Source organism: Flavihumibacter stibioxidans (genome assembly GCF_014332695.1).
Classification (GTDB): Bacteria; Bacteroidota; Bacteroidia; order Chitinophagales; family Chitinophagaceae; genus Flavihumibacter; species Flavihumibacter stibioxidans.
The window spans coordinates 438,071-451,657 of record NZ_MBUA01000001.1; the positions used below are offsets into that span (position 1 = coordinate 438,071).

General features: G+C 47.0%; 12 protein-coding genes. 5 read left to right on the forward strand and 7 right to left on the reverse strand.

Features of this window, described 5'->3' with window-relative positions; translation table 11 throughout:
• Positions 1-9: 9 nt before the first annotated feature.
• Genes BC349_RS01835 through BC349_RS01845 form a run of 3 tightly spaced genes read right to left on the reverse strand, consistent with a single transcriptional unit; the run spans position 10 to position 2,878 of the window.
• On the reverse strand, positions 10-696 hold the full coding sequence (locus tag BC349_RS01835) for a hemerythrin domain-containing protein (RefSeq protein WP_187255049.1): 687 nt from the start codon (positions 694-696) through the stop codon (positions 10-12).
• Positions 697-706: 10 nt separating this feature from the next.
• Complete coding sequence (locus BC349_RS01840) at positions 707-1,492, reverse strand: DUF5602 domain-containing protein (RefSeq protein WP_187255050.1); 786 nt, start codon at positions 1,490-1,492, stop codon at positions 707-709.
• A 45-nt stretch (positions 1,493-1,537) separates the two neighbouring features.
• Positions 1,538-2,878, reverse strand: a complete 1,341-nt coding sequence (locus BC349_RS01845) for a glycosyltransferase (RefSeq protein ID WP_187255051.1) — start codon at positions 2,876-2,878, stop codon at positions 1,538-1,540.
• Positions 2,879-3,112: 234 nt separating this feature from the next.
• Here BC349_RS01845 and BC349_RS01850 point away from each other — a divergent pair, with 234 nt between their 5' ends.
• Positions 3,113-6,178, forward strand: coding sequence for a ligand-binding sensor domain-containing protein (locus BC349_RS01850; protein WP_187255052.1), 3,066 nt, complete (start codon positions 3,113-3,115; stop codon positions 6,176-6,178).
• Positions 6,179-6,197: 19 nt separating this feature from the next.
• On the opposite strand, the gene BC349_RS01855 is transcribed toward BC349_RS01850, so the two are convergent.
• The 4 genes from BC349_RS01855 to BC349_RS01870 form a co-directional block, all read right to left on the reverse strand.
• Entirely contained in the window at positions 6,198-6,977 is a 780-nt protein-coding gene (locus tag BC349_RS01855) for a LytR/AlgR family response regulator transcription factor (RefSeq protein ID WP_187255053.1), read from the reverse strand.
• A gap of 95 nt (positions 6,978-7,072) precedes the next feature.
• Complete coding sequence (locus tag BC349_RS01860) at positions 7,073-8,107, reverse strand: sensor histidine kinase (protein ID WP_187255054.1); 1,035 nt, start codon at positions 8,105-8,107, stop codon at positions 7,073-7,075.
• A 347-nt stretch (positions 8,108-8,454) separates the two neighbouring features.
• Positions 8,455-9,378 (reverse strand): DUF1338 domain-containing protein, encoded by a 924-nt coding sequence (locus BC349_RS01865; RefSeq protein WP_187255055.1) that lies wholly within the window; start codon positions 9,376-9,378, stop codon positions 8,455-8,457.
• Between the two features lie 23 nt (positions 9,379-9,401).
• Positions 9,402-10,463 (reverse strand): saccharopine dehydrogenase family protein, encoded by a 1,062-nt coding sequence (locus BC349_RS01870; protein WP_187255056.1) that lies wholly within the window; start codon positions 10,461-10,463, stop codon positions 9,402-9,404.
• 360 nt (positions 10,464-10,823) lie between these two features.
• Between BC349_RS01870 and BC349_RS01875 the strand changes: the two genes are divergently transcribed.
• The 4 genes from BC349_RS01875 to BC349_RS01890 are packed head-to-tail and all read left to right on the forward strand — an operon-like array spanning position 10,824 to position 13,558.
• Positions 10,824-11,396, forward strand: coding sequence for a YceD family protein (locus BC349_RS01875; RefSeq protein WP_187255057.1), 573 nt, complete (start codon positions 10,824-10,826; stop codon positions 11,394-11,396).
• 28 nt (positions 11,397-11,424) lie between these two features.
• Complete coding sequence (gene rpmF / locus BC349_RS01880; RefSeq protein ID WP_039132760.1) at positions 11,425-11,619, forward strand: 50S ribosomal protein L32; 195 nt, start codon at positions 11,425-11,427, stop codon at positions 11,617-11,619.
• A gap of 33 nt (positions 11,620-11,652) precedes the next feature.
• The gene (gene plsX, locus BC349_RS01885) at positions 11,653-12,600 is read left to right on the forward strand and encodes a phosphate acyltransferase PlsX (RefSeq protein ID WP_187255939.1); all 948 of its coding nucleotides are present in this window, start codon (positions 11,653-11,655) and stop codon (positions 12,598-12,600) included.
• A 22-nt stretch (positions 12,601-12,622) separates the two neighbouring features.
• Positions 12,623-13,558, forward strand: coding sequence for a CPBP family intramembrane glutamic endopeptidase (locus BC349_RS01890; protein WP_187255058.1), 936 nt, complete (start codon positions 12,623-12,625; stop codon positions 13,556-13,558).
• Positions 13,559-13,587 lie beyond the last annotated feature (29 nt).

Consider the following 13,587-nt stretch of genomic DNA (forward strand, 5'->3'; position numbering starts at 1 on the left):
AAACAATTTTCAGGCAACCATCAGCTTGTTTTGCAGACCATTCTGAACATTGCTCCAGCGAAGCAGGGGAATTTTAGCAGATATTCGTTCCACCAGTAATTCATACACCGGTACCGGAAGGGTGCCCCTCACTGACAGGAGCCATTTTGCGATCTCCTCATCAGACATATCCTTCATCATCCATTCACTGCTGGAAAGCCATTCGGACATGGTTTGCCTTCCTTCAACCTGCAGTTGTAAACGTCTTAATGCGTCGTCGGAATAATAGGCCCACAGCAAAGGATTCAATTGATCTTCCTGCGCCTGCATACCTGCAATGACATACTCCGCAAACCGCCTGAAACCATTCATCAGCAAACCGGGTGCAAACCTTATGGCCCGCCTGGAACCGGCTTCTTTTTCAAACAGGTCCATCCTGCGCAACAAACGCATTGCGGGCGAACGGAAACCTTCCTCAACTGATGCGAAACCAGCATTTACTTCTTTATTGAACACCAGAATGGCCGGAACAATGTACCGGCATTCTTCTTCAGCCTGCCGCTGGCAGGCGAGCACCAACTCCATTACCTGGTCGAAAGTGCCCTGTACCTGCTGCGCACAACTGAAATCTGTAAACTGGATTTGCAGGCTTGTATCCAGCAATAGTGACCTGAGTGCACTATGTGATGTTTGGAATATATTGAACCTGCGCATCATGGAAAGTTTATTAGTTTGCTTTTTGCCTGTAGATGAAGTCTTCCAGGGTTACTTCCGTTGCATGAGCGGTATGCCTGATTCGCATTTTCGTCGGATAATAACCGGATTCCTGGAATTTAGCCGGCTGGGGAATAGCCCTTTCATAGGCAGGCTGGCTTTCAATGAACTGCCTGGTAACCATTGGCTCCATAAAATTTACCTTACCGTTATATGAACCATATATGAATGTCTGCGTAAAAGTTGCTCCGCCCAATTCGGGAGAAGTCGCATCCAGCCAGTGTTTGCCCATTTGAGGCACACCACCGCCCGGGTCAAAATAATTAACGGGGAAAAACTCAGCAGCCGGTTTTGCATCGAAGCCGGCCGGATTCACTTCGTATGGCGGGATGGCCAGCCTGTCGGGCTCATTCATCAGGTAATAATGAAAATCAAAATGGGGCAGTGTATACACATTGGCTGGTTCATGTCCTGCCGGGTTCCAGTCAAGACCAATATGTTTGAAGACAGTTGTAGCCAGCGCCTTTTCATGCAGTTTAAGTGTTACACTGTTCGCATGATCATGACTTCCGTCTCCGCCCACAGGTAAACTTTCCCATGCAGCTTTGTCAATGGTGATTCCCAGTTTTTCGGGTTTGCCCTGGTTTGAAATCTGGACCCAGGAAAATGCTTTCCCATCATGAAAGGCAGATTCGGGTCCCTTAAAAATTCCTGCAACCTGCTGGTCATCATTTTTATCACATGATGCCATGCTTAAAACTGCTCCTGCGAGCACTGCTAATTTGAACATTCTTTTCATAACGATTGATTTAATTTGCCCCTTTCGGGATATTTGAAAAAAAACTTAATAGACGGGGGAGTCGGCCACCACAAAAGGTTTTCGGCTGGCCATGATCATCAGTTCATTTATATAGCCTTCTGCCATTGTAAGGGGATTGTATTGCCTGAACTCCATTGAAAGTTGCTGAACATTCCTGCGATAGGAACCGTCAGCAAAAACCTGCTGCACGGCCTTTTTCAATTGATCCGGATTCGGCTTTTCCGTTCGCAGGTTAATGCCCAGCCTGAAATAGCCGATCCTTGCGTTGATTTCGTTTTTGCCTTCATGGATACCGGCAACAACCATGGGTAACTGGTTTTCAATGGCCAGCAAAACACCTCCGTATCCTCCGTTGGTGATGTAAACATCCGCGTATGGCATCACCTCCGAAAAAGGTATCCTGTCCTCAATGATGAAATTTGGCTGATTAAAACGCCAGCGCAGTTCTGCCGTTCCTGCCCCGCCGGTGGTTACCACAACCAGGTAATTGCTGTTTTTGAATGCCTCCAGGGTCGGTATCAGCAATTTTCCCGAATCCTTTTCAACAGTGCCCTGGGTTACCAGAATCACCCTTTCATATTTATTCAGGCGCTCATCAAACCATGGTTTAGCTTTCTGTTTCCCTTCATATGGAAACAGCGGACCGATATACCGGATATTTTCGCTGAGATCAGTTCTGTCATACTCAAATCCAGGTGAACCACTTTGCAGTAATAAGGTTGATTTCTTTATCGCCAGGTCAAAAATATTCTCGCCATTATGCGGTATACAATGCCTGTCCAGTACCTCGTGTAAAATCCTGATCGACTTCCTGAACATTATCTTATCTGCCACCCAGCGCAAGCCGGCATGCACCAATTTCCCCGCGATCGTTTTGGCAGGATGTAATGCCAACCCGACCGGTGCCAGGTCCCTGGAATTTTCAATCAATGGCACCACTCCCACAGCCAACACCGGAATCTTCATTTTTTCCGCAACAAATGGATTCCCAAAAAAGAAACAATCGGCAACCAGGAGGTCAAAGGGAAATTGTTCGTGGATATCAAGCAGATCGAAATAATATTCCTCACCCCTCTTAATAAAGAGATGCTCCATATCAAAATTCAGCTTGCCGATCTTGCTCTTTATTCGCTGACGCTCCGGAAATATTTCAGTGAAATTTTCGGTATTCAGTTCCATTGCACGTTGAAAGGGATAATGCTGAATCCCAAGTTTACTGATCTTGTTGGCATAATAGGAAGAACTATACCATCTTACATCATATCCCTGGGACTTCAGGTGAACTGCCAACCCCGTGAGCGGGTTGAAATGCCCGTCACCCGGCACATTGGCGAACAGGATCTTCCTTGAATAATTATTATTCATTGCTTCAATTGATAAGGTTTAAAATGCGGTAGCAATATTACTGCGGTAAGCAGGGAAGAACCAGCAGTTCATAGATGAACGGTTAAAAACACGTATTCAATTGTATAGGTGTTTCCCCGGATACAATTGATACAGCTTTTTATACAATTCATCGGCATATCTGATTAAAGCGGGTACTGCATCTGTCTAATAGCCGGACAGTTATTTATATTTGAATTACACCCCAATATTGATTTGACAAGATTACTGATAAGCTGTTGGCTGCTGGTATTAACAGGCAACCTCCTGCAGGCACAGCAGGCAAGGCAGTTTTCATTTACCCATTACAACAGCAAGAACGGACTTGCTTCCAACAATGTGTACAATGCCTGCCAGGACAAAAAAGGTTTCATCTGGATTGCCACTGTTAACGGACTGCAACGATTCGACGGAAAGGATTTTTTAACATTCAGGCATAGCCGAAAAGCCCCCCGTTCCATTCCCGCCAATAATGTAGCCGCCGTTTTTGCAGACAGGAAAGGGCGGATATGGATCATCAACGAAGACAATTCGGTTGGAATTTTTGATACGGATAAATTTATATACCATCCCATAGATGTTGATTTGCGGGTGAAAAAAGCCAACATGTTTTTCCCTTCAAAAATCCTTGAGGACTGGAATGGGAAAATTTTCCTGCTGATAGTGGCGCATGGAGTGTACGAATTGAATGAATCGCAGATGGTTTTCAAACCAGTTGAAAATATCCTGATACCAAAGGGTTGGAACACACTTGAAATTGTACCGGACCGGGAAAAAAACTGTTATTGGATCGGTGCCGATTCCGGTCTGGCTAAGTATGATCCATCCACCCGGCAATTGAGTTACCGGCAGCACAATATGTCAAGGGATCCCATTATTGATGCATTCAGCAATGAACGGAATGTAGGTGGTATTATGCCGGTAAAGAACAGCAGGAGCTTCAGTTGCAATACCTGGCCACCGGAAAGCGGTCACCCGGTTTTGTACTGGTTTGACGGAAGAACAGGAAGAACGACCAGGCATATCATTGAAGATTATATACCCAAAACATACAACGAAATAAAAGGACAGTTCCAGCAATCAAATGGTCAGGTTTGGGTGTATGGGCTCCCATTCATTGCCTCCCTCGACACCATTAAACAACAATTGTCTATTCTGTCCCAACCGGCAGCACAGAATGTACAAATGCAGTTCGATCAGGCAAACAACATCTTTGAAGATCGTCAGAAAAATCTCTGGGTCTCCACCTCCGATGGATTGTTTGTCTTTAATCCGGAATCACAGGCATTCAACGCGTATTATCTGCTTCGCCCCGCAATGACCAAACCTATTGACGCCCCGGTAAACAGCATTATACAGTTATCAAACAGGCAGATATGGGTGGGCACCTGGGGCAGGGGACTGTATTGCTATGATGAAAACTTTCATCCCCTTCCGGTTCCGGCACCATTGGATGCAGTGAAGGACAAAATGACTATCTGGTACCTTCACCAGCATAGCAGGACCGGTCTCATATTTATCGGCGAGCAGGGAGGCTTCCTGAAAGTGTATGATCCTTTGACCGGGAAATTCATGAACGGCCGTCTGCCCGTTTTTGATAACCGGACGATCCGACAGATCACAGAAGACGGGGAAGGCAATCTCTGGTTCGGCACCCAGGGCGGGCGGCTGGTGAAATGGAATTACAGTTCAGCCGGAAGGGATTATACTACAGGTTATGAAATAGTGGCGCAACCCGGACTGGTCCACCGGCTTTATACTGATACTGATGGCAGCATCTGGGTAGCTACATTGGGAAATGGATTGTATCATATTGACCATAAAACGGGGAACCTAATTGAACAAATTACCAGCAGCGGAAAAAAAGGCTGGAAACTCAGCAACGACTCCCCTACCGATCTGATCCGGTACAATGACAGCCTGCTGATCATTGCCGCCAATTCTATAACGGTATTGAATACCCGAAATAAGAGTTCCCGCACTGTTTCACTGGATGACGGTCTCCCCTCCAATACAGCCTATTTTGTCCGCAAGGACCCGCAGGGGCACCTCTGGCTGGGTCTTCAGAATGGTTTATGCAGGTGGAACTTTGAGCAAAATTCCTTTACACTTTTTGACAGGCGGGATGGCATCCTTTATGATAACCTGACCACCGGTGGTGCATTCAGTCTGAGCAGGGGCAGACTTGCATTTGCTTCCAACCATAACTTCCTGGTATTCGATCCCGCACAGCTCGTACAATCTGCCAATCCTCCTGACATCACCATTACGGGCATTCATGTTATGGACAAACCTTTGCCTGTTGATTCGGTTGTTAAGCAGGGAAGTCTGGAACTGACCGCACAGAATAATTCCATTGTCATTGATTATTCTTCCCTGCAATACCTCAATCACAACCAGCTGACCATTTATCACATGCTGGATGGGCTCGACAAGGACTGGGTAAAATCAGTTTCAGGCAAAGCCATCTACAACTATCTGCCTTACCGCAATTATACTTTCAGAATGAAAAGTGTAAATGGGGATGGGCGCGAAACGGAAAGTAAAACCAGCCTGGGCATCCGGGTACGCCCCCCTTACTGGCAATCCTACTGGTTCCTGGCCATGATGGTATTCCTGGCAGTTGGCTTCCTGTATTGGCTTGACCGGCTAAGGATGCAGAAAATCAGGGCAACTGAAAGCATCCGCAGGCGCATTGCAGGCAGCCTTACAGAGGATCTCACCAATTCGCTCAGCAGCATTAATATTTCCAGTGAACTGGCTAAAACAAAACTGGAATCAGACACCATGCGCACAAGGGATTATATCCACCAGATCAGTGAAACCAGTAACCGCATGACCCAGGCAATGTATGATATGGTCTGGAGCATCAACCCCCAGAATGACCAGTTGAATAAAACACTGGAACGGATGAAACAGTATATCACGGAGCAGGAATCCATCCACGATATTGATATTTCTATTGATGCCGACCCTTCCATTATGGAAAAAGAATCGGATATGGAACACCGCTATGAACTGTTGTGCATCTTCAAGGAAGGCATTTCCAATTCTGTAAAACACTCGGAGGCAAAGATTATCAATGTACAGCTGAGGCTCAGGAAAAATAAACTGCTGCTGCTGATACAGGATGACGGGAAAGGATTCGATACTGGAACCGTGGCACTTGGCAGGGGTATTAATGATATGAAAAGAAGGGCCGAAGCCATTGGCGCCCAGATAGAAATACTATCAGAAAAAAACACCGGCACCCTGATCCGCCTCGAAATGGGACTCCGCTGACTTACCGCTCATGCCTCCATCACTTGCCCATCCACTTCTTGAAATCACTTACTTTCTCCCGGCTCACTATTGCTTCCTTGTCAACAGCCGGCTGCAGGTTCAGCAATAATCGGTTCCCGAAATAATCATGAATCTGTTCAACGCTTTCAATGGATACATAAAAGGAACGGCTGATGCGGAAATACCTGTCGGGGTCCAGCATCGATTCCAGTTCATCCATGGTATAATCAACAATGAATTTCCTGTTGTCGGAAGTTTTGAAAAAATTCACCCTGCCATCGCTGTAGAAATAGGCGATATCATCCACTTCAACGCTCACCAGTTTCTGGCCCTGTTTCACCAGGAATCTTTTCCTGAATTCCTTTGGCTGCAATCTTTGCTGCAATTCCTTCACCAGGCTGTCGACATTGAGGTTACCCTGTCCCTCAACCGAACCCAGCAGCTGTTTCATCTTTTTGAATTTTTCGAGAGCCGCTTCCAGGTCTTCTTTCTGCACTGGTTTCAGGAGATAATCCACACTGTTTACCTTGAACGCCTTTAATGCATATTCATCATAGGAAGTGGTAAATATAACGGTACTGTTCACCTCCACTTTGTCGAAGATCTCAAAACTCTGGCCATCGGCCAGTTCAATGTCCATGAGGATCAGGTCCGGTGCCTGGTTATCCTGCAGCCATTTCACCGATGACCGGATGCTATCGGTAATACCCACTACCTCTGCACCGGAATCAACGCTTTGCAAGGTTTTCTGCAATTTCCTTACTGCAAGGTCTTCGTCTTCTATGATGAGCACTTTCATGATAAAACTATTGCGTGTAAATTAAATCAAATGGAGCCCTTCCGCAAACCTGCCTGGTATCATTTGCTGAAATCAGCGAATGAATTGTTAATATATCAAGGCTGGATCAGGGGCACCACCACCGCGAACTCCTTACCATCATCCCTTATCATGATTTCTTCCTGTTTCATCAACCGGTATTTGTTGATGATATTATTGAGTCCAACTTTGGTAGAATACACCAGCCTGTCTTTTCGTTGCAGGTTATTGCTCACTACCAGCCGGTGACTGTTGGTGGTGAGGATCATGATTTTAAGAGGACTATCCCGCAGGATCATATTGTGTTTGACCGCATTTTCCACCAGCATCTGCAGCGTAAGGGGGGGCAGCAAATAATTCAGGTTAGGGTCATCGGCCCTGATTTCCAGTTCCAGCCCGTCACCATAGCGGGTTTTCAGCAGGTGGAAATAAGAGTGAATGAACTGAAGCTCCGTATCAAGGGTTGTGAGGCCGTCTTCGTTGGTCCTTAACAGGTATCGGTACACTTTACTCATCTCATCCAGAAACTTCTCAGCCTTGGCGGGATCTTCACTGATCAGGCTCGACAGGGAATTCAGACTGTTAAAGAGGAAATGCGGGTTTACCTGTCCCTTGAGTCCTTCCAACTGGCTCTGGAGGTTTTCCTTTTTCAACTGTTCAGCCTCATCCACCATACTCCGCCATTTTTCATAAAATGCCGCCCCTTCATTAAAACTGGTGGCCAGTAAATTAAATCCCACCCCCATCACCAGGGCCGTAAAATAAGTCCGGGTATTGATGGCATACCCAAGGAATCCGGTATAATCATAGCCCCAGAAAAGGATGCTGATTCCGGCAATCATCACCAGGATGAAAAGAAGCAAGCCGATCAGTATACGCCGGAAGGTCTGGCTGTAGCGTGGGTATTTATTATACAGCATGGTGGCGATCATGCCGCAGGTAACATAAACAAGGAATATAATTGCCAGCGTAACCACGGTGGCTATCAGGAAAGCAGGTAAAGAAATAAAATACTTCCTTCCGAAGATCAGGAAATTGGTCACCATCGAAAAGGGTGGCAATAGTAAGAGAGCGATCCATCTTTCCTTTTTTGAATAGCGTAAGAACGCCATACCATTCAGCATAATCCGGCCTTTGTGTCAAAATAGCCGATAATCGGGACTTGATAAACTTATTTGGGATGAACTGTCAGATTTGCGGTTGAAACGTAAAAGTCGCAGGCTGGTGGCAAGAATAAGGGGAATGGTTTTTGGCCATTCCCCTGGTGTGTGTGGCTATTGGTAGCGAGTTTGTACTTTAAGGCGTCTGACGTTTAGCATTACTGAATTCACCGGATGCCAACGTCAGACGCCTTTCCCGGAACACAGGTGTCTGACGTTTAGTATTACTGAATTCACCGGATATCAACGTCAGACGCCTTTCCCGGAATTCCGGTGTCTGACGTTTAGCATTACTGAATTCACCGGATATCAACGTCAGACGCCTTTCCCGTTTGGGAGCTATACGTGCTCTCGAAAATCTTATCTGCATTTCCCGCTTCGAAGCCTTCGCGACGGTGTTCGCGGAGGATGGCGGATTTGGGCAGGTGGCCAAATGGCTCCAGCACTTTGCGCTCGGCAAACTCCACATAGGAACCTGCGATTTCCTTCTCCAACCCGTCGGAAAATTGCGCTGTTACCATGCGGGCAACTGTGGATGACTGGGACAATTTTCCATCGGGACTGGTTTTAATCTTACCACCGGCATCATTCAGTTTAAAACCGTTGCGCTCAAGGAAAGCATTGAAATCCGCAATGGTATCATATCCTTCCTTCAGGTTGTGCACGCTGACGGTAAAATGATTCAGGTAATAGCGGTTATAGATCACCCAGGCAGCGTACTCACTTTCTGTTCCAAGGCGTTCAAAGTCGCTCCAGGTAGGCGTCCGCCACAATCCGCTGTGAAGGAATATATCTACCGCTTCCGCATTATCCAGGTCGAGTGAATCCACCGGGTCACTTGTTACTTCATCCGTATAAGACCGGATGATGGCCTGTGCTGCTTCACTCAGGTCCTTCACGCGCAATTCACTGATGAAGATGCGCGGAAATTCAGGTGAAGGCGGTGCATACCAGTTGGCATCCAGTTTTTTCTGCGCGAAGAAATAATGTTCCCGGCGCTCGTAACCGAAATGAAGGAAAATCTTTTCCAGTGACTGGATGCCCAGGTTCGGAACACCCATTGTCCTGAAAGCGATATGGTCATTTTCAATGTCGGACCCATCGTTGATCAGCCCTTCACGGAGCATGGCATCAATAACCAGCTGCACATCCGGAACCCTATCCCGGTAACGACGCATCAGTCCGCCCAGCACGATTTTCAGTCCATTCAGATCTGTAGTCATGTTTCAGGAATTTAAACGATTTATCAATGCTGGCTGGCATACAGGCTGCCGTTCTTTGTTTTGATGAAAGCATCATAGGAAATTTCTTCCTGCTTGATGAAACCTTTATTCGCCAGGGTGCCATTGGCAACCATTTCAACCACGGCGGCAACGGAAGCAGCGGTAGTCCAGCTGATCGCGCGCCATTCCTTTCCATGGATCGTGATCGGATGGTAAGCGTGGTAGAACTCTTCACGTGCCAGTTGGTCGCCCTTCCAGCCTTCCACAACAGCATATACATATACAACATCTTCCCGCACGGGTGGTTTTGCTTCGGTAAGAATTTGTTCCACCAGTTCGCGCTTTTCTTTCAGGATCAGTTCATACAGGAGGAAGCGCATCAGTTTGGCATGACCCGGATAACGCATGGTCTTGTAGTTCAGGGTGTCTACTTTGCCGGCCAGGGTTTCGCACATGGTACCGAGACCGCCGCTGGTGCTGAAAGCTTCAAATTCCTGGCCTTCGATATTGATCATTTCGATTCCTTCCAGGGAGGGAACCATTTTGCGTTCACCATTGTGGATCACTTCGGAATCATTGATGTATTCGTTGATCACACCGGCCGGAGACCAGGTGAAGGAATATCCCATCAGTCCGTTCGGGTATCGGGGAAGTGCCCCCACGCGCAGTTCCACGTCGCGCAATTTGGTAAAACGGTTGTAGAGATCAGCCCCCACGATACCGATGAAACCCGGTGCCAGTCCGCACTGCGGTGCCATTACTCCCTTGGATGTTTTGGCCATTTCACGTATAGCGGTGGTAGTGGGAACGTCTTCTGTAAGGTCAAAATAATGAATACCCAGTTTATGGGCGGCCTGGGCAACAGGCAGGTTCAGGTTATAGGGAAGGCAGGAAACTACTGCGTCCTGGGACGATAAAAAGGCTTCCAGCTGGGCAGCGTCTTTTACGGAACCGGTTTCAACTTTAAAAGGAACTTCGGTGGCCGGTTGTTTCTGGTCAAATCCGGTAACGGTAAACAGGTCGCTCAGCAGGGTACCCACGAGGGAACCTACCTTGCCAAGTCCGATAACAGCAACGTTCTTCATTTTTTGAAGTTTAATATGTAAATAGATGTAATTCAGTAATAAGTGAAGCATGAGGGAGGAGAAGTGATCTGTAGCCAATATGACTGTTGCATGGCGTAGCCATAACAAAATCAGTAATCCGGATGCAGGGAACCCGGCCGCAGTCTGCAAAGCACCAATCCCAAACTTATCTTGTCAGGGAACGTTCGCACAGGCAGACCGGAGAAAGGCCAGAAAGGCACCAAATATGTTAACTATAAGGTTCATGCCTGTGAATGATGTAATTTTGGATTCGCCGACGAAATTAAGGGAATTGAACAAAAAAATCCCTTTTATTGATTAAAATTTTACTACCTTTGCCAACCTTTTAAAAAGGTACTCATGAGCAGCAGACGGGAATTTGATATTGCATTTGTGGGATTGAAGCCCGGCATTCATGAGTTTGAGTACGCCGTAAACGACCGGTTCTTTGAAGAGCGACAGCAGTCAGATTTCCAGAATTGTTCGGCACAGGTAAAACTGTCGCTGGATAAAAAGAATGGATTTATGCTGCTGAAGTTTGAAATCGGCGGGAAAGCGGAAGTGACCTGTGACCGTTGTGGCAGCACTTCTCTTCCCTGGAATCTTTGGGATGAATTCAACATCGTGGTAAAACTGGTGGAGAATCCCGAAGAGATGAACGAGCAGGAAGAAGACCCTGATGTACATTATATATCAAGAGGAGAAAGTCACCTGCACGTAGCCGATTGGATCTATGAATTCATTTTACTGAGTCTTCCCATGCAGAAAATGTGTGCGGAAGAGGAAGCAGGCAACCATCCTTATTGTAATATTAAAGGACTGGAATTGCTGAAAAAACTGAAAGCGGGAGAAGAGAGAACGGAAGCAGAGAAAAAGGAAGCGAGCAATCCTCTTTGGAAAGGGCTCGAGAAATTTAAGGACCTGGATAATTGATTTTGAATATATATTAAACTGTTGAAAGATGCCAAATCCGAAACGCAGACATTCCCAGCAGCGTAGTGCCAAGAGAAGGACTCACTACAAGGCCGCAGCAGCTACCCTGAGTACTGACAGCACAACTGGTGAACTGCACGTACGTCACCGTGCTCACGTGAGCGAAGGGAAATTGTTCTACAAGGGAAAACTGGTGGCTGAAAAATCGCCCATCAAGAAGTAATTAACCTGTACTCAATTTTATAGTTTGCCGGAGATGAAAATCGGTCTGGACATGATGGGTGGAGACTTTGCGCCGCTTGAAGCGGTGAAGGGACTTCAGTTATACCTGTCTGAAACTGATTCTCCGGCAAATATTTTTTTGTTCGGTGATGAAGAGCAGATCAATCCCCTGCTTCAGGAATATTCCATTCCAGCCGAAGCTGTCACAGTGGTTCATGCGCCCCAGGTTATCGGAATGCACGAGCATCCAACCAAAGCGCTGAAAGAAAAACAGCAGTCATCCATCGCCGTTGGTTTTTACTATCTCGCAAAAGGCATGGTCGATGCCTTTATCAGTGCGGGTAATACCGGTGCCATGCTGGTAGGCGCCCTGTACAGCCTGAAATCGATCGAAGGGGTATTGCGCCCCACCATCTCTACCATCATTCCCAAGGAAGATGGCAAAACCGGCCTGTTACTGGATGTTGGCCTGAACGCCGACTGTAAACCGGAAAACCTGAACCAGTTTGCCCTGCTTGGCTCCCTTTATGCCCAGCATATCCTGGGTATTGACAATCCCCGCGTTGGACTGATCAATATTGGCGAAGAGGAAGGAAAAGGTAATATCCTGGCCCAGGCCACCTATCCCCTGCTGAAGGATAATGACCAGATTAATTTCATTGGCAATGTCGAGGGCCGTGATGTACTGGTTGACAAGGCAGATGTAATGGTTTGTGAAGGTTTCACCGGAAATATCATCCTCAAACTCGCCGAATCCCTCTACGAGATCACCCACCGCAAAACCATCGAACACGAATATTTCGACCGGTTCAATTTTGAGAACTATGGCGGCACGCCGGTACTTGGCATCAACAAGCCGGTAATCATCGGGCATGGTATTTCACATTCCAGGTCTTTCAAAAATATGCTGAAACTGTCGGCAAAAATGATCAACAGCGACCTGATGCAAAGGATGCAGGCGTCTTTTGGTGAGGTGAAGTGACAAGGCATATAATTCCCAGCCTATGTTTTTTTCCTATTTCCAGGATTTTTTTTCGCAGGTTAACAAACCTTATCTGTTGTTCTGCACCATTTTTGCAGCAATATTGATAATTGCCAATTACAAGCTGGGCATCGAGGTGAAGTGGTTGAACAACCTGCCCGGCAGACCTGTAAAGTTTATCGGTTTTTACCTGGTTTATCTCCTGGCCTTTTCACTGCCCTGGTTGTTTTATTTCTGGATCCAGCGCCCTGTACAATTTCCACTTTTGCTGAAACTGCTGATACTGCTGGCCCCGGCGCTGTTTGCATTGAAAGTATCTGCCGGCGGATGGCAGGAAATTATCAGTACCTGGATACCTGGCAATATCGGCAGGTTCTGGGCTATTGTTGCCGACTGGCCAATTCGATTATTGATTACCGTTAGCATGCTGTGGGCGCTTAAATTGTTTATGGACAGCCCATCCTTTAGCGGAGCGGAAAAGGGTTCATTTTACGGGTTTACAACAGCGAATATTAAGTGGGCGCCCTATCTGATCCTGCTGGCAGCCGTCATTCCCCTTGTTAGTTTTGCTGCCACCCAGGCCGATTTCCTTCAAACCTATCCCAAGCTGAAAGCGCTTCGTTTTTTGTCGCCCGACGGCCCCGCCCCCTGGCAGAAACTGCTTTATGAACTGTCCTACGGGAGTGATTTTTTCACCATTGAACTATTCTTCCGTGGCTTTCTCGTAGTGGTTCTGGCCCGCTTTGCGGGTCCGGCTGCCATACTGCCCATGGCCGTTTTTTATTGTTCCATCCACTTTGGCAAGCCCCTGCTGGAATGCATTTCCTCTTATTTCGGCGGTATTCTGCTGGGCGTTGTAGCCTGCTATTCGCAATCCATCCTGGGTGGCATCATCCTGCACCTCGGACTTGCCTGGATGATGGAGATCGCCGCCCTTCTTGCCCACCACCGTCATTAAGGTTATCAGGTGTCTGACATGTAGTGTCT

Coding starts and splice junctions, on each gene's coding strand:
- BC349_RS01890 (WP_187255058.1), top strand. CDS start 12,623: ATGTTTTTTTCCTATTTCCAGGATTTTTTTTCGCAGGTTAACAAACCT.
- BC349_RS01845 (WP_187255051.1), bottom strand. CDS start 2,878: ATGAATAATAATTATTCAAGGAAGATCCTGTTCGCCAATGTGCCGGGT.
- plsX (WP_187255939.1), top strand. CDS start 11,653: ATGAAAATCGGTCTGGACATGATGGGTGGAGACTTTGCGCCGCTTGAA.
- BC349_RS01865 (WP_187255055.1), bottom strand. CDS start 9,378: ATGACTACAGATCTGAATGGACTGAAAATCGTGCTGGGCGGACTGATG.
- rpmF (WP_039132760.1), top strand. CDS start 11,425: ATGCCAAATCCGAAACGCAGACATTCCCAGCAGCGTAGTGCCAAGAGA.
- BC349_RS01860 (WP_187255054.1), bottom strand. CDS start 8,107: ATGGCGTTCTTACGCTATTCAAAAAAGGAAAGATGGATCGCTCTCTTA.
- BC349_RS01870 (WP_187255056.1), bottom strand. CDS start 10,463: ATGAAGAACGTTGCTGTTATCGGACTTGGCAAGGTAGGTTCCCTCGTG.
- BC349_RS01835 (WP_187255049.1), bottom strand. CDS start 696: ATGATGCGCAGGTTCAATATATTCCAAACATCACATAGTGCACTCAGG.
- BC349_RS01875 (WP_187255057.1), top strand. CDS start 10,824: ATGAGCAGCAGACGGGAATTTGATATTGCATTTGTGGGATTGAAGCCC.
- BC349_RS01855 (WP_187255053.1), bottom strand. CDS start 6,977: ATGAAAGTGCTCATCATAGAAGACGAAGACCTTGCAGTAAGGAAATTG.
- BC349_RS01840 (WP_187255050.1), bottom strand. CDS start 1,492: ATGAAAAGAATGTTCAAATTAGCAGTGCTCGCAGGAGCAGTTTTAAGC.